Source organism: Psychrobacter sp. JB193 (genome assembly GCF_002285555.1).
Taxonomy (GTDB): domain Bacteria; phylum Pseudomonadota; class Gammaproteobacteria; order Pseudomonadales; family Moraxellaceae; genus Psychrobacter; species Psychrobacter alimentarius.
The window spans coordinates 779,874-797,639 of the sequence record NZ_NRGY01000001.1; the positions used below are offsets into that span (position 1 = coordinate 779,874).

Genomic DNA, 17,766 nt, shown 5'->3' on the forward strand with positions numbered 1-17,766 from the left:
GCAGTGTTTTAAATCTTTAAGACATATTTGTGTTTTTGCTAATCACGACCAAGCTTGCGGAAACGTACTGCGGCACGTCGCCACTCAGCCGTCGGCATTGCGACCGTTCCAGAAGAATATGAACCGGACTTTTTAATCGATTTGGTGACCATTGTCATGCCAGATAAAATAACATCATCTACAATCTCAATATGACCAGTAATACCAACATCCCCACCAATAATACAACGTTTGCCTATAATAACACTGCCAGCAATACCCGTTTTGGCAGCGATAGCGGTACCATCCCCAATACGAACGTTATGACCAACTTGCACCAAATTATCGATAACCACATAACTGCCAACGATTGTATCGTCGATAGCTCCGCGGTCGATACAAGTTTGGCTACCAATACGCACATGGTCGCCAATTACTACTCGCCCTAGCTGAGCGATACGCTCCCAGCCCGTAGTACTAGGATTTCTAGTAGGTGCAAAGCCAAACCCTTCGGATCCGATACTTGCGTTCGCGTGTATCCTTACATGATTTCCAATAATGCTATCGTGCCCAATGACCACGTGAGACTTAATAACACAATTGTGACCGATCTCAGTATTGGCTTCAACCACCACATGAGCATCAATTGAGCTGTGTGCACCAATGTGTACATTGTCGCCAATCACGCAAAAAGCGCCAATATTGACTTGCTCACCAATCACTGCACTTTCAGAAATCACCGCACTCGGGTGAATACCTTTAAACAGTGACTCACGAGCAAATAGCTGACTGGCACCAGCATAGGCTAAATATGGATTCGCCACGACCAGCGCTACTGCTGTCTGTGGCACTTGGTCAAAATATTCGGCAGTAATTAATACTGCACCGGCTTGACTACTCGCTAAACTCGAAATGTAGTTAGGATCTGCTAAAAAACTCAATTGTTTATGAGTTGCAGTGGTTAAACTACCAACACTATCAAATTCTTGATGTAATTGCTCAGCATCAATGTCAGCTTTATTAATAATAGGCTGACGCTGCTCAATTCGAGTGATAAGTTGCTCAATCGTTATCATAGTTGCTATTAATATTATTATGAATATGGCAATCGCCAAGCTGAAAAATCATCTTGGCGATCTATTTATATTTAACTGAGGCTTCGCTCTTTTAAATTTTCTATATTGTTTATCAAACCAGCATAGACAAGGATAGCAAATTAGAAAGTATTACCAATTTGGAACTGAACTTTTTCAGTCTCATCGCCGTCTTTATCACCGATAGGCACTGCATAGCTGAGTGAAATCGGGCCAATTGGCGTATACCAAGTCACCCCTGCACCAGCACTAAAGCGCATGCTATTGTCTTGTGTCAATAGCGGTACTTCGGTATCAACCCCTGTATTAGGATTAACAAAAGTACGATCTTCTTTATCAGTGGTATCAAATACCTGACCACCTTCAGCAAACAGTACTGGACGTACTTGGTCTGCCCAGTCGCCTTTGAACGGCATCGGTAAAATCAGCTCACTACCGAAGCTAACCAATGCGTTACCCCCAACTTCTTCTGCTGAAAAAGTTTGGTTGGCGGGGTCATTAATGGCATCAAAATACGTTTGTGATTTTGGCCCAAGCGTTGAGGCTTCATAACCACGTACTGAGCCATAGCCCCCAGCATAGAAGTTTTCGTAGAATGGCAAATCATTACCATAACCTAACTTGGTATAACCGCGAGCAACCCAATCTTTGTAAATTGGATAGTACACATTACCTTGATAAATAAGCTTTTGATAACTGGAGTCACCCAAGCCAACCGTTGCATCTACCGTATGACTCATCCCTTTAGTCGGGAAAACAGGGCGATCTAAAGTACTGTAATCCCACCCTAGTAACAAGTTGTAGGTCTGGTAATCATTTTTGAAGCCAGTACGTCCCTCAAAATCCCCTGTGAAATCTTCAAATGAACCGCCATCATCGATGATTTGCTGTACGTTTGATACACCAAGGAAACGACCACCACGTATTGAGGTATTATCGACATTGATACCTGCGCTCACACGCTTGGTCTCGTCAACAGGATAGCTATAATTCAAGGTAGCGCCGTAAGAATCAGTCACATAATTACTGACGTTTCTATCATCGAATTTAGTCTCACGATAATAAGCACTTAAACCTTGTGATACACCATTTTCGGTGAAATATGGGTCGGTATAGCCCAAGCTATAAGAGTCACGCGTCTCTGAACGTGATAGTGCGGCTTTAACACGGTTACCTGTACCCATAAAGTTATTCTGGGTCAAATCCAACTGGAATGTAACACCACCACTTTGTGAGTAACCAGCTGCAATCGTCGAGCTGCCAGAAGGTTGTTCTTCAACAGTGTAGCTAACATCAACTTGATCTGGCTGGTTAGGTACTGGTTTTACATCAACATTGACAGCTTTAAAGAAACCTGTGCGCATCAAACGAGTACGTGACAATTGTATTTTGTCATTAGACGCCAACGCGCCTTCTAATTGACGCATCTCACGGCGCAGCACTTCATCTTGAGTTTTGATATTGCCTGTAAAATTAATACGGCGAACATAAATCGGACGCGCAGGATCGATAAAGTAATCGACATCAACCACTTTAGTATCATCATTGATACGTGGCACAGGTCTGACCTGAGCTAAGTAATAGCCTTCGTTACCGTAACGACTCTTAAGTGCTGCGGTCGTCTCATCCAACTTGGCTTGTGAGTACTTCTCATTAGGGGCAAAAGTAACCAAATCTTTTAGCTCATTTGTATCAAATGTTGGTTTGCCTAAGAAGTTTGTTTCACCAAATTGGTACTGCTCGCCTTCACTCAAACTGACTTCGATGAAGACATTTTTTTTGTCTTCACTGATATTGAGGACAGCATTGTCTACTGCAAAACGTACGTAACCGTCATTTTGATACAGCGCCTTTAGATTTTCTAAACTGGCTGCCAGTTTTTCTTTCGCATAACGATCAGATTTAGACAGCAGACGTGTCCAAGAAGACTCTTTTACGGCGAAGACATCTTTGATTTCTTCGTCACTAAAATGCTTGTTACCAATAACGTTGATATCGACCACTTTAGCAGGCTTGCCTTCAATGAAGCGCACATCAAGCTTTACTCGATTGCCATCAAGTAGGGTTTGGTCAACCTCGATATTACTGTTGTAATAACCTTGGCTTATATACTGCTGCTGCAGCTCATTAGCAACGCCTTGCAAAGTGGCTTGTTTTAGCACTTTACCAGTAGCCAAGCCAGCATTGTCTAGACCTTGCTGAAGTCCTTCTTTTGGAATGAGCTTATTACCTTCAAAATTTACCTCAGCAATGGTTGGACGCTCAACAACGTCAAATCGTAGCTGTCCCCCTTCCACACGGCTTTGAATATCGGCAAAGTTTTCGGTCGCATATAGCGCCTTAATACTCGCCGCCAAACTACTGTCATTAACCGTATCCCCTACCGAAATGGGTAGGACCGGATAGAGGCTATCTGGGGTTAAGCGTTGCAGACCATTAAAACCGATGTCAGTTACTACAAACTCGGCAGCCTGTGCAGGCATGCTCATCATCGCTACAACTAACGGCAACCCTGCCGCGCTCATAAATAAAGGCGTACGCATAAACACTATCCGTCAATAAAAAACTTGCTTAAGTTAAGTTAAAAAGCGCCTGTTGTCCAGTCCATCACATGTCAAATTCGAACGATACATGGGAGACTCAGAACACTTTATATAAAATGCATCACAAAATAAACTAAAAATTACGATTAGTACAGAGGTCCTGATATAAAGCCACTTACCTGTCACATGAATAATGACAACACAATTGAGGTAAAGCCATTATTATATCTCCTCTGATCAAGGGTATAGAAGAATAATTGTTTAAAACAGACGACTGATATCATTACCAATTGCTAACACCATGAAACCTGCCAGCAAGAGTAAGCCAATATTTAATCCTACCATTTGTACCCCTTCTGAAAGTGGCTTACCGCGTATCAGCTCAATAAAATGATAGACGATATGACCGCCATCTAACACCGGAATGGGTAAAAGATTCAATACAGCAAGGCTCAAACTGATCAAGGCTGCAGTGGATAACACCATCTCCCAACTAATATCAAAGCTTTGTTTGGCGACTTTGGCAATGGTAATTGGGCCTGATAAGTTGTCTAACCCAATCATACCTGACAGCATTTTACCCATCGAGCTTACTGTCATGACAGCCAATTGCTCAGTCTTTTCAAAAGACTTGATCAGTGACTCACCAGGACCATATACCACGGTCGTCTTATAAGCATCAGGAATAACAATCTCAGATTGCTCCACCATAGCACCAATCTGCCCATAATCGTTACCTAAATTGTCTTTTTTACCTTGCGGCATAATCTGTAATTGAACCGACTTATCATCACGCAATACCGTGAAATTAAGCAACTTCTCTGGACTATCACGAATAATACGAGTCGCACTAATCCAGTCTTTGATTGGTTCATCATTGATAGCTGTAATGCGATCACCTTTTTGCAAACCTTGACGACTGGCAGCGCCGTCGGGCGTCAAGTTACCAACGATTGGTGCGATATTGGGTTGCCACGGTAACATACCAAAGCTGCTCAAGGCATCTTTACCTTGTGCCGCCCCTTGCATAAACTTTTGTACGGGCGCTTGATATGTTTTGGTTGGGCTATCGACTTGTGCGTCTGACTGCAAAGTAACACTCACCTTGTCTGTCTCACCCATACGATCTGCGAGACGATAGTTAATACCTTCCCATGTCTGCACTTCATGGCCATCAATGGCGACAATTTTATCACCAACGGGAAGCTGTGCGATGGCAGCGGGTGTATCAGGTAAGACTTGTCCAATTCTCGTCGCAAGCTGCTCTGATGGCGTCATAAATAACACCCAAAAAAGCGCGATTGCAATGATAAAGTTCATGAGAGGACCCGCTGCAGTAATCGCAATTTTTTTTAGCGGATGCTGGCGATTAAAAGCCAAATGCTGCTCATGTTCTGCGACATTCCCTTCACGCTCATCAAGCATTTTGACATAGCCACCAAGTGGTAGTGCTGAGATACGATAATCAATACCACTTTTCTTACTGGTCCAACCAAAGAGCTTGGGTCCAAAGCCGATAGAATACGTCAGCACCTTTACACCGCAAAGACGCGCCACGATATAGTGACCCCACTCATGTAAAGCAATAAGTGGGCCCAAGACAAATATTGCCGCTAGTAGCGTTAATAAAAATGTCATGCTCTTTTCTCTGTTAAATGGCTCATGAGATGATTATGTCAGACTCTTGATAAGTCTATCGGTATGATGACGCGTTATTTTATCAATTGCCAATATGTCTTCTATGTCAGCACTATCATTTAATAATGGCACTTGAGTGTTAGTTAGGGCTTGCTCATTGATATCAGCAATATCTGTTAAGCGAATCTGTCCATTCAAAAATGCAGCCACTGCTATCTCATTGGCCGCATTCAGTACAATCGTTGCGTGTGTTCCTGCTTGCATGGCTTGGCGTGCAAGGCGCAAACAGGCGAATTTTTGTAAGTCAGGTTCAATAAATTCTAATCCGCTTAGTGCGTACAAATCCAAGGGCTGCGAGCCACTATCCATCCGCTTGGGATAGCTGAGCGCATGCGCGATTGGTGTCTTCATGTCTGGACTGCCAAGCTGGGCTAAGAAGCTGCCATCGCTGTATTCTACCATTGAGTGAATGATACTTTGTGGATGAATCACCACATTTATCTTATCTTCAGGCAGATTAAATAGATGACACGCCTCAATCAACTCCAAGCCTTTGTTCATCATCGTGGCAGAATCAACCGATATCTTTTGACCCATTGACCAGTTTGGGTGTTTGACAGCTTCAGCAACGCTTGCCTGTTGCATTTGCTCAAATGATTGCTGCAAAAATGGCCCACCAGATGCCGTTAACCAAAGCTTGCGCACCCCGTGGTCTTTTTGGTGGATTTGGGTATTGTCTTGTTGAATAGCAAGCGGCAAACATTGGAAAATAGCATTGTGTTCAGAATCGAGTGGTAGCAAAGTCGCATTGTTTGCTTTGACCGCGTCGATCATCAATTGACCTGCCATAACCAAAGCTTCTTTGTTGGCCAGCAAGATACGTTTGCCTGCACGGGCAGCAGCTAAGGTAGAAGGAAGGCCTGCTGCGCCCACAATGGCTGCTACCACTGTATCGGTCTGGGAGTCTTTAGCAATATCTACCAGCCCCGCCTCGCCGCCTACCACATCGATGTTTAAGCCTGCCATACTGAGACGATTGGCAAAATCATCCACCGCTGTCAGAGGTACACTGACACGCTTTGGTAAAAACTGCTGGCAGAGCGTAAATAATTTGTCTAAACGGTGATGACCTGATAACGCATAGACCTCATAATGCTGTGGCTGCGCGGCTAAGATTGCTAGCGTACTATCGCCAATCGAACCTGTCGCGCCTAATACGGCGATGCGTTGCGTCATAACCAATGGTGCCTATATATATAAAGTAAAGAATATAAAGAGTACGAATGTAAGTGATACAGTAAAAATAAAACAGACTAATATAAGGACTTTTTAACGTTACACAACCATCAAACCGAAATATTGTATCACCCAAAAACCAAGCGCAAATATTGGGGTAGCAGACAATAACGAATCGATGCGATCAAGCACACCGCCATGCCCAGGTAGTATGGTTCCTGAATCTTTTACTTTCGCACGACGCTTAAGCATTGACTCAAACAGATCGCCAAGCACTGAGGCCAAAATGGTTAGCGCCGACAGTAGCACAAAAGCAACCAAAGGCACACCTGTCAGATGCAGCTTAAAAATACTAATGACGACAACGACTAACAAACCCGTCACTAAACCGCCTGCAAGGCCTTCCATACTTTTATTGGGTGAGACATTTGGGGCCATTTTTCGGCGGCCAAACTTACGGCCAACAAAATACGCACCACTATCAGCACACCATACCAATAAAAACACGTATAACAGCCACCATGCTGACAGCTGCCATAAATAAAACATGGCTGTGATGGATGCCGTCAATATTACAGCGCCCATTAATGCCAGCTTTTTGCCATACCAGTTGGTATGTGTGGGAAAGGCATTTACCCAAGACAGGGCCATTAGCCATATCGCGATGGCAGCAATCCACCAAAACAACCAAGTCACTTTAAAAAGCAAAGATACCGATGTCAGTATCAGTACCAACAATACAAAAACTGGCGGTTGACGCCATGCTGGCATCAGCTTTGTCCACTCGTGAGCGGCGATAATGACGCCAATGGCTAATAGCGGTGCAAATAAAATAGGAGTTTGGCTCGCAAACATTGCAATACCAACGATAATAACGAGAATAATTGCCGTTTTAATTCGTTGCCACATACTTATTGAGCCTTATAATAATAAAAAACGCATGAACAAAAAGTGCTTTATATAGCTGTCAATCTATAATCATCTTTTAATAGCAATTGACCCTAATGAGAGTATTGATTATTTCACAAACACAGCTTATTAACTACTAGTAGCATATTGGCTTTGTAAAAGACTTATTTATAAGATGCTTATTTATAAAAGTACTTACTTATAAAAGCACTTAGAAACCCTCAAAACCGTCACCACATTAACGAGACTGCTGCTCTATCACTATTTGTTCGCTGGTTTTACCAAAGCGGCGTTGACGCTGAGCGAATTCGGTTACCATAGTAGACAACTCCTCCGCACCAAAATTTGGCCACAACGTTTGAGTAAAAAATAGCTCTGCATAAGCAGATTGCCACAATAAAAAATTGGAGATTCGATACTCACCGCCTGTACGTATCAACATGTCTACTGCTGGCGCATCTGCCAACTGCACGTACTCACCCAGCAGCTCTTTGCTCACTTCTTCCGCCTGTAATTGTCCTGTTTGGACTTGCTTAGCTAGCTGTTTTGCAGCATTTGCAATATCCCACTGTCCACCATAACTGATGGCAATGACCAAGGTCATGGCTTCAAAATCTGCTGTTTTTTCTTCCGCATCTGCCATCAATGCTTGCAAACTGTCGCTGAGCTGGCTGCGATCACCAATAAAACGCAAGCGAATACGGTACTCATTCATACGCGGTATTTGCTCATAGATGGTTGATGATAAGAGCTGCATGAGTAACGCCACCTCGCTAGGCGGGCGTTGCCAGTTTTCACTAGAAAAGGCAAATACGGTCAATACCTCAATACCTGTTTCGACACAATACTCAACAATAGGATCTAAGGCATCTTTGCCAGCCACATGTCCTTGCCCCTTTGCCAAGTCATTGGCTTTTCCATAACGATTATTACCATCCATGATAATGGCGATATGGCGTGGAAGAATGTCAGGAGCCAAAAAAACTGAAGTGGACATAAGAAAACTTGCTTATTGTTAAGGTGAGATAATAATAACGTGGACTTGCGCAGTTCAAAAGCGTCATACAGACAATTCATGAACTTATCATAAATACATTATCAGACCATATACATTTATTATCGATAAGATATGATGGGCCAAATATTCAAAAACACATATGCTCATGCGCTGAGTAAGACCAAAAAACCATATTGCTATAAAAACATCCTGCCAATCGACATAATAATAAGCAGCCAATAGCACTCGCACATTGGCTGCTTAAACTGTCAAAATATAATTCAACTGGTTATGCCATAAATAATAGGCTGACCAGTTTTAGACTTCCATCAAATCACTTTCTTTTTTGCTCAGACGGCTATCGATAGTGTCGATATACTTGTCAGTAATTTTCTGAATATCATCACTGGCGCGGCGCTCGTCGTCTTCTGAGATTTCTTTTTCTTTCGCCAATTCTTTGATGTCATTCATCATATCACGGCGAATATTACGAATAGAAACGCGGCTGCTCTCAGCTTCCCCGCGGGCAAGTTTTTGCATGTCGCGGCGCGTGTCTTCTGTCAACGCTGGCATTGGCACACGAATCACATCAGCTGTCATTGGATTCAAACCCAGATCTGCTTCACGAATGGCTTTGTCTACCGCTTGTACCATAGTACGGTCAAATGGCTGAACCAATAGCGTGCGCGAATCTTCTACGTTTACGCTAGCAACTTGGTTCAATGGCGTAGGTGAGCCATAGTAACTGACCATCACACCAGACAACATACCTGGATGTGCACGGCCAGTACGCACTTTACTAAAGGTACTCTCAAGCGCTTCTAGCGTTTTTTGCATGCGCGCTTCGCCGTCTTGCTTAATCTCTTTAATCATTATGTATCCTTATTTATCGCTACCGACAAATCATTCATTATTGTTAGTTATAAAAAGTTATTAGGGTATTTACTACAACAAGAGTCATCACTCGTATTAATGATAAACGCGCGTGCCTTCATTTTCGCCCATAATGACATTCAATAAAGCATTGGGCTTATTCATATCAAAAACTTGTAGAGGTACATTGTGCTCACGGCATAATGCAATGGCAGTTAAATCCATCACACCCAGTTTTTGCTCTAACACTTCATCGAACGTTAAGCCATCGTATTTTTTGGCATCGGCATGTAGGCTTGGGTCTTTGTCATAAACGCCGTCCACTTTGGTGGCTTTTAAAATAAGACCCGCTTCAATTTCGATGCCGCGCAAGCAAGCGGCGGTATCAGTGGTAAAAAACGGGTTGCCTGTGCCTGCCACAAAAATGCAAACTTCGCCGTTTTTGAGGTAGCGAATCGCATTACGACTGCTATAGCTTTCTGTCACCTCACCAATTGGCAGTGCTGACATCAAACGCGTCTTGATATTGCGACGCTCAAGCGCATCACGCATGGCAAGTCCGTTCATGACTGTCGCCAGCATACCCATCTGATCACCTGTGACACGGCCAACCAAGCCTTCTTTTTGCAACTGTGCGCCGCGATATAAGTTACCACCACCAACGACGATACCGACTTGCACGCCAAGGCCGCGCAAGTGGGCAATAGACAAACTCATTTTATCAAGTACTTCGGTATCAATACCCATGTCTTTACTGCCGGCCAAAGCTTCACCAGAGAGTTTCAACAAGATACGGGAGTAACGTGGATTTTTGTCAGACATGAGGTCACCTTGTTAGTATTAAATTATAATTACAATCATGGGTAAAATACAAATAGCGTATGCCTGCAGCGCCATACAGGCTGGCGGCGTATGAAGCAGGCTAAATTGCGCTAATTGTAGCAAAAACTGCCCGCTCTTGGGCAATTTTCACTCGCATATTATCGTCAGTGTTCACCTTGATAACTGGCAAATAAGTCATATTCGCTTGCATCATCAATAGTGACCGTTAAGAATTGACCCACTTTTACCTGATCGGTAATTTCGTCAACATAGACATGACCATCAATCTCTGGCGCATCAGCGTAACTGCGACAAATCGCGATATTTTCGTCGCTATCAATCTCGTCAACCAATACCATCAAGGTCTTGCCAACTTTTTCTTGTAGCTTTTGTGCCGATATCTCTTGCTGTAGTGCCATCAAGCGCTCATAACGAGATTGCTTAACCGCTTCAGGTACATGATTTGGCAAATCGTTGGCGACCGCGCCTTCAACTTCTGAGTAAGTAAATGCCCCAACGCGATCAAGGCGCGCTTCAACTAGCCAATCGAGCAAACACTGAAAATCTTCTTCTGTTTCACCAGGGAAGCCGACGACAAAGGTTGAACGAATCACGATATCTGGGCAAATCTCACGCCATGCTTTGATGCGTGCCAACGTGTTTTCGCTATGTGCAGGGCGCTTCATGGCTTTTAGGATACTGTGGCTGGCATGCTGGAAAGGAATATCCAAATACGGCAACAGCTTTTTTTCGCCCATCAGCTCGACGACTTTGTCTACGTGGGGATAAGGATAGACGTAATGCAGGCGCACCCAAATCCCTAAGTCGTTTAATGCTTGGCACAAGTCATAAAACTTAGATTTTAGGGGCATACCATTCCAAAAGCTGGTCTTATACTTTAAGTCAAGACCATAGGCAGAGGTATCTTGCGAAATAATCAACAATTCTTTCACGCCCGCCTTTTTCAGTGCCATCGCCTCATTCATGACATTGTCAATCGGACGCGAGACCAAATCACCGCGTAAGCTTGGAATGATACAGAAGGTACAACGGTGGTTACATCCTTCAGAGATTTTTAGGTAGGCGTAATGACTTGGCGTCAATTTTATGCCTGCCTCATTGATCAAATCTATTTTTGGATCGTAGTTGGCATCCATATTACGATTGGGTCTAGGCACGTGCTGCGCCACCGCGGTAATGACTTCATCATAAGCATGAGCACCCGTCACAGCGAGCACGGCTGGATGCATTTCACGGATTTTTTCTGCTTCTTTGCCAAGACAACCTGTAACGATGACTTTACCGTTTTTGCTAATGGCTTCACCAATGGCGTCAAGTGATTCTTGTACTGCTGATTCGATAAAGCCACAAGTATTGACCACGACTAAATCTGCACCGTCATAGTCGCTTGCGACTTGGTAACCATCGCGGCTAAGTTCCGTAATAATGCGCTCACTGTCTACCAGTGCCTTTGGACAACCTAGCGATACAAACCCAATCTTTGGTGCTGTGCTCACTGGCGCAGTAGAAGTTGCTGCCGTTGAAGCAGCATCACTGCTTTGCACGATACTACGGTTTTGATTGTGATTGGCTTTATGGTGGTAAGGCTGGCTACTGTCTGACGACCCTTGCTCTTTTACCATTGCAGGCTTAGCAGGATTAAATATAGTGGCTGTATTATTAGGAGCAGTAGACGCTGACGGTGAGGTGATCGTAGTCGTATTTACCGACTCGGTAGAAGTTTTGGACATGGCTGACCTTGCTAGAGATAATTGGCTGTGCGCATTGTACGTTTTTTTTACAAAAACCGCCAGTTTTGCCGCTCTATACTGTTGATTTGTGGTTAAATATTATATCAAGCACTTTTTCACTTATGCATCATTTTATTAGGCATTATCTATGACAAGTCATTTGACCCCGACAAAACTGACACCTGACTTAGCGTTTTTATCACAGCATTTGTTTACGTCTATTTTATGGGTCAATGATGCGATGTCTATTATTTGGTTGAATGCGCAAGCTGAACAGTTGCTTGCGATCAGTAGTGGCAGATTGCTCAATCAGTCCATATTGACATTACTGGTCACAGAGAAATCAACGTCAAAAGATCATACGTCAATTGAAGATAAAGAAGCTGAACCCACTTGCTCTTTGACCGAGCGTTTTACGCAGGCCAAGCACTATCAGCAACCCTTTATCGATCACGATCACATTATCAATACTTCTTTAAATGGTAATTTTCCGTTGTCAGTCGACTATAGCGTGACGCCTGTGATTTATGAACAACAGCATTATTTTATCATTGAGATGTGGGGCAAGGATCGTCAAAGCCGTATCTCAGAAGAACAACGCCAGCAGCAACAATATAGCGTCGCTCGAAATATGCTACGCTCGGTTGCACATGAAATCAAAAATCCCCTTGCTGGTATTCGCGGTGCGGCGCAATTACTCCAGCGAAAATTCATCACCTTTAGTGACACCGCCACCTTCGATTCTCAATCATCTGATACTGCTGATCAGTCGATGCCCGTATTGACCCCCAATCTCAATCTACAAAAAACTGCGGAAAAACTCCGTAATTATACTGATATCATCATTTCGGAAACGGATCGTTTGACCCATCTTATTGGGCAATTTCTTGGCTCGAATCAGCTGCCCAATTGGCAAGTGCTGAATATTCATGAGCCATTGGAACACGTCATAACCTTGGTGCTTAATCAATATCCAGAAGTCACATTACAGCGTGATTACGACTTATCATTACCAGAGTTGCAGGCTGATAAAGACCAGCTGATTCAAGTATTCTTAAATCTGATCAATAATGCTTGCGAATCTATGACAGAGTTTGCCCAAACATTGCAACAAAAAGAGTTGTCCGATGCTCAATCTGCGACTTCACAGGCGCATAAAGATAGCAATGGTGACTACCAACCGACGTTGCATATTCAAACCCGCGTGGCGTTTCAACACACCATCAGTGGGCAGCAGCATAAACAAGTACTGCAAGTTAACATCACCGATAATGGCTCAGGGATTGATCCTGCGCTCATCGGACAAATATTTTTTCCAATGGTGACCAGCCGGGCAGCAGGAACTGGACTTGGATTGTCCATTGTGCAAGATATTATCAGCCATCATCATGGTATGATTGATGTCAGCTCCACACAAGCAAAAAATTCTCATGGCCGTCTCAATAATAGCCAAGGCCAAACCCGCTTTACGCTTTATCTACCGTTTAATCGACCAATCGTTGAGACGTAAATAATGTTAAAGTTTAAGTGGCGTTAAACCTTAAATCATTGTCTCACCACTCAATCATAAACCTGAATCAACTCATTGCTCATTAGGCCTGATACATGACTGACTATAACAACACGCGTAACCCTAAAAGCGATAACGACTCATCAAGCGATCAGACTTTTGATCGGCAAGCTCAAGACAGTCAAGCGTTAAATACTCAACAGGTCAATGACCAAACCGCAAAAGTCACCGTCAACAACCATGCAGACAATCACTCTGCCACTTTATGGCTTATTGACGATGATGCTGCCCTACGTTTGATATTGGCGGATACTTTTGAAGACGCAGGATTGACGGTTATTAGCTTTACACAGGCGCAAGCAGCGTGGACACGCCTTAATGATATCTTGCAGCAGCCAGAGTCAGCCGAGCCATTGCCAGACGTGATATTGACAGATATCCGCATGCCGATGATGGATGGCTTGTCATTTAGTGATTGGGTACACCGGAACTTTCCCAAGCTTCCCATCGTCATTATGACAGCGCATTCAGACCTAACTTCTGCAATCAACAGCTATCAGACAGGCGCATTTGAATACCTTCCTAAGCCATTTGACTTAGATGATGCAGTCGCAACGATTTATAAAGCCATCAACTATCAGCCTAACAGGGCGACGAATCCCAATGTCACTGGATCTGATATCGATGCCACTCCTGATAATGCATCCAATAAAGCAGCCGTATCAGAGGCAACAACGAAACCTATTAGCACCACTCGTCCTGTGAGTAAAACGCATCCATCTGCACATAGTGAACCTGAGATAAAAACTGATACTCAACTCGCACCCCAAGCCCAACCTCAGGCACAGAGCAACCCCAGCGGAATCATTGGGCAATCACAAGCCATGCAAACCGTGTTTCGTGCCATTGGTAGACTGGCGCACTCACCCATTACCGTTTTAATTACAGGAGAGTCAGGGACAGGTAAAGAATTGGTTGCCAGTGCCTTGCATCAGCATTCACCTCGTAAACAACAACCTTTTATCGCTCTTAATATGGCAGCCATTCCGCATGATCTGATTGAGTCAGAGTTATTCGGTCATGAAAAAGGGGCGTTTACAGGAGCCACCACAACGCGCCAAGGTCGTTTTGAGCAAGCAAATGGAGGGACGTTGTTTTTAGATGAAATTGGAGATATGCCGTTTAGCACGCAAACGCGTCTACTACGAGTATTGGCAAACGGAGAGTTTTATCGAGTGGGCGGACAGCAGCCGGTCAAAGTAGATGTGCGCATCATCGCTGCTACCCATCAAAATCTAGAAGAATTGGTCAAACTGGGTCGATTCCGTGAGGATCTGTTTTATCGCCTAAACGTCATTCGCCTGCCACTACCGCCTCTGCGCACACGGCGCGAAGACATCCCTGCCCTAGCCACCTATTTTATGCAGCGCGCGGCTGAGCAGATGAATACGACTCCAAAGCAACTGCATCCTGCAACGATGCAGATAATGCAGTCTTTTGAATGGCGCGGCAATGTGCGCCAACTTGAAAACGTTTGCTTGTGGCTCACCGTCATGGCAACTGGTGACACAGTCATGGTTGATGATTTGCCGCCAGAACTGCTTGAGCATAACCCAGTGAAGCCTCAACTAAGGCAACTGTCTGCCTCTGCACAAGAAACCATACAAGACCAGCACCACCATGCTGGAGCTGATATTCTGCATGAGGGATTTGAGAGCCAGAACTGGCAGGAAGCCTTGGCTATTTGGGCTGAGCAATCACTACAAGAAGGCGAAACTGATATTTTGCAAACGGCAACGCCTGAATTTGAACGCATCCTACTGACGGCAGCTCTTAAACATAGTGGCGGTAAAAAGATAGCCGCTGCTAACCTACTTGGCTGGGGACGTAATACGCTGACACGCAAATTACAGCAATTAGATATTCCGTCATAGCAGAAACCAAATAGATAGATATTTAAGCAGCAAAACCTTCAAATAAAAATGTTTTTATTATCAATTATTTATAAAATCTTTGAAAAATATTCGTCAAATAATTAAAAATAATCGAAAATAGGGGTTGACCAAAAATTCAAACTCTATATAATAGCCAACCACTGAGACGCACTACCGAATCAGTTAACTGTCTAGATAGCGTTTGAATTTAACCGCTTTTGATGATAGAGTAACGAAAATGGGGCTGTGGCGGAATTGGTAGACGCACCAGATTTAGGTTCTGGCGCCGCAAGGTGTGAGAGTTCGAGTCTCTCCAGCCCCACCATTTTCGGATAGTACATCTTAGACCAAATATTAAAGCCTGCTTTTTAGCAGGTTTTTTTGTGTCTGAGTTTTAATCGTAGGTTCACACTTTCTCTAAATCTAACAGTATTTCGCCCATACTCTGGTACCGCTTCTCTATCCGCTTTGCTAATACCCTGTCTATTATAAATTGATAACCACTATATGATAACGGCAATCTTGGAATGGGGGTTTGGCAATGCTGAGTCGCCCAATCAATCATAGGATCATGACTTTCAGCAGCAATCTTAAACGGTCGCTCGCCCGTTAATATCTCAACCATCATAATGCCAAACGCGTAAATATCACTTTGTATCGTTGCTCTCTGTCCCTGCCAGCGCTCAGGTGCCAGATAGGCAGGCGTCCCAGCAGAATTTGAGTTAATAGATTGATGCATCGTCTCTGCTAACGCAAAATCAATCATGACTAGATCAAGCATTTTGCTACGATTATGACCACCATTTTCTACAGCGGCATTAAGCAAAATATTACTGGGTTTAATATCATTGTGTAGCCAGCCAGCATGATGTAACTTGGCTACAAGATAAGCGGCTTGTTTAATGAAATGATGCTTGTGATTATCTGTTAATAAAGGACCGTTTTGACTAGTAAGCTGCTTTGCTAAATTACCATTTGAATAATAAGGCATGACAAGTGCCATTAATTGCTGACTCTGCCCCATTGCCTGAATGCTCATTTTTTCACAAGTAAGTACAGAAGGAACAAAAGCTTTTTGGGCACTCTGATTTTGTAATAATGCGTTCAAAGACTTCAGCACATCATACTCATGAGTCAAACCGGATAAATCATGATTTTCAAAAGCATTTAGCTGCCACTTAATCATAACGCTACCAAATTGCGGGTGCTTTGCGCGTGTCAAACCTTGATAACAACTTGTTGCTGTGGTTTTTGTTTCAGCACCTCGTGTTTTCAGAGCGTTTTGCTGAGCAATACGCTGATGCACTATTTCGCTATATTGTAGTGCAGACAGTGCTTGAGTAATAAGCGGCAATAGCTGCTGAGCTTGCGTTTGCAAAGCTTGTATAATCAGCCGATTACTGGCACTATTTTGCATGGTCTGGTTTTTCATGGCAAACTCTTATCATACAGTGACGTCCTGAAAAAACCACGATGACACCTCTCAAATCCCACCTCAACAGTTAGAGCTATTATGTCGCAACCTACCCACTCGTCTAAACCTACTACTCATTATGCCTTACCCACGCCAATACTGGATTTGCTGACTCAATACTTACAAGAGCAGGTCACGCCAACGATCAAAATTGATCCTGAGCAGCTGGCCTATCGCTGGATCGGCGGTGAAAATGGTCATCTATCACCCTTGGCAGTCAATCTGTTTTTGAGTTTAGACGACTTGCAAGGTATCGAGAGACAAAAGTCAAAGCTCATACAAAACACACGTCAGTTCTTAAAAGGCTATCCCGCCAATCATGTGTTGATGACAGGGACACGCGGTGCAGGTAAATCTTCATTGATTCGGGCTTTATTACAAGCTTATCATAGTGAAGGGCTGCGCATTATTGAGATTGCGCGTGATGATTTGCAAGTATTAGACAAAATACGCGCGGCCATTAAGGCGTTACCCGTAGACTGCGGTTGCCGTTACATAGTGTACTGCGATGATTTGGCATTCAATGGTCAAGATGAAAGTTATCGCGCTCTAAAAAGCGTACTCGATGGTGCGCTGGATTCTGAACAAGACAAGCTACTGGTCTACGCCACTAGTAATCGCCGTCGTCTATTACCGCAGATGATGAAAGACAATCTTGATATTTACAATGGTCAGACAGATGAAGTCAATCCTTATGAGACCATTGATGAAACTGTGTCTTTATCCGATCGATTCGGTTTGTCGCTCACCTTTCACCCCATGGATCAGCAAACCTATCTACAAATTATTCAGCATTATCTGATTTTAGAGCAACAGAAAATCTTGGCTAATACCGATACGACTCTTGAAGTTAGCTCAGAAGATGGCAGTTTGCCTGACGCAATTAGAACAGATTCGCTACGTTGGGCATCCGAACGCGGCGGGCGCTCAGGACGAGTGGCTTATCAATTCAGTCGCTATTGGAGTGGTAAGACACAGCTGGCTATCGAAGACAGTAAGCGTTAAA

General features: G+C 43.7%; 13 protein-coding genes and 1 tRNA gene. 4 read left to right on the plus strand and 10 right to left on the minus strand.

Going from position 1 to position 17,766, the window contains the following annotated elements; translation table 11 throughout:
• Positions 1–38: 38 nt before the first annotated feature.
• From lpxD to rimO, 9 genes are all read right to left on the minus strand, one after another.
• Positions 39–1,055, minus strand: a complete 1,017-nt coding sequence (lpxD, locus tag CIK80_RS03340) for a UDP-3-O-(3-hydroxymyristoyl)glucosamine N-acyltransferase (protein WP_095568865.1) — start codon at positions 1,053–1,055, stop codon at positions 39–41.
• Positions 1,056–1,195: 140 nt separating this feature from the next.
• Complete coding sequence (bamA, locus tag CIK80_RS03345; RefSeq protein WP_095568866.1) at positions 1,196–3,616, minus strand: outer membrane protein assembly factor BamA; 2,421 nt, start codon at positions 3,614–3,616, stop codon at positions 1,196–1,198.
• Positions 3,617–3,877: 261 nt separating this feature from the next.
• Positions 3,878–5,254 (minus strand): RIP metalloprotease RseP, encoded by a 1,377-nt coding sequence (rseP, locus tag CIK80_RS03350; protein WP_062844115.1) that lies wholly within the window; start codon positions 5,252–5,254, stop codon positions 3,878–3,880.
• A 33-nt stretch (positions 5,255–5,287) separates the two neighbouring features.
• Complete coding sequence (gene ispC, locus CIK80_RS03355; protein WP_179288317.1) at positions 5,288–6,490, minus strand: 1-deoxy-D-xylulose-5-phosphate reductoisomerase; 1,203 nt, start codon at positions 6,488–6,490, stop codon at positions 5,288–5,290.
• A gap of 99 nt (positions 6,491–6,589) precedes the next feature.
• The gene (locus CIK80_RS03360) at positions 6,590–7,399 is read right to left on the minus strand and encodes a phosphatidate cytidylyltransferase (RefSeq protein WP_095568868.1); all 810 of its coding nucleotides are present in this window, start codon (positions 7,397–7,399) and stop codon (positions 6,590–6,592) included.
• Between the two features lie 238 nt (positions 7,400–7,637).
• Entirely contained in the window at positions 7,638–8,396 is a 759-nt protein-coding gene (uppS, locus tag CIK80_RS03365) for a polyprenyl diphosphate synthase (RefSeq protein WP_095568869.1), read from the minus strand.
• A 318-nt stretch (positions 8,397–8,714) separates the two neighbouring features.
• Positions 8,715–9,269: a ribosome recycling factor gene (gene frr, locus CIK80_RS03370; protein ID WP_062844111.1), complete on the minus strand. Its 555-nt coding sequence runs from the start codon at positions 9,267–9,269 to the stop codon at positions 8,715–8,717.
• Between the two features lie 96 nt (positions 9,270–9,365).
• Entirely contained in the window at positions 9,366–10,091 is a 726-nt protein-coding gene (pyrH, locus tag CIK80_RS03375) for a UMP kinase (protein WP_062844110.1), read from the minus strand.
• Between the two features lie 164 nt (positions 10,092–10,255).
• Positions 10,256–11,842, minus strand: a complete 1,587-nt coding sequence (rimO, locus tag CIK80_RS03380) for a 30S ribosomal protein S12 methylthiotransferase RimO (protein WP_095568870.1) — start codon at positions 11,840–11,842, stop codon at positions 10,256–10,258.
• A 148-nt stretch (positions 11,843–11,990) separates the two neighbouring features.
• On the opposite strand from rimO, the gene CIK80_RS03385 reads away from it, so the two are divergent.
• The 3 genes from CIK80_RS03385 (at position 11,991) to CIK80_RS03395 (ending at position 15,611) form a co-directional block, all read left to right on the plus strand.
• A complete protein-coding gene (locus CIK80_RS03385) occupies positions 11,991–13,352 on the plus strand; it encodes an ATP-binding protein (RefSeq protein ID WP_095568871.1) in 1,362 nt (453 codons plus the stop codon).
• Positions 13,353–13,447: 95 nt separating this feature from the next.
• Positions 13,448–15,286: a sigma 54-interacting transcriptional regulator gene (locus CIK80_RS03390; RefSeq protein ID WP_095568872.1), complete on the plus strand. Its 1,839-nt coding sequence runs from the start codon at positions 13,448–13,450 to the stop codon at positions 15,284–15,286.
• Positions 15,287–15,526: 240 nt separating this feature from the next.
• A tRNA-Leu gene (locus CIK80_RS03395) sits at positions 15,527–15,611 on the plus strand.
• 81 nt (positions 15,612–15,692) lie between these two features.
• On the opposite strand, the gene CIK80_RS03400 is transcribed toward CIK80_RS03395, so the two are convergent.
• A complete protein-coding gene (locus CIK80_RS03400; RefSeq protein ID WP_257011674.1) occupies positions 15,693–16,718 on the minus strand; it encodes a protein kinase in 1,026 nt (341 codons plus the stop codon).
• A gap of 81 nt (positions 16,719–16,799) precedes the next feature.
• Between CIK80_RS03400 and CIK80_RS03405 the strand changes: the two genes are divergently transcribed.
• Positions 16,800–17,765: an ATP-binding protein gene (locus CIK80_RS03405; protein ID WP_095568873.1), complete on the plus strand. Its 966-nt coding sequence runs from the start codon at positions 16,800–16,802 to the stop codon at positions 17,763–17,765.
• The last annotated feature ends 1 nt before the right edge of the window (position 17,766 follow it).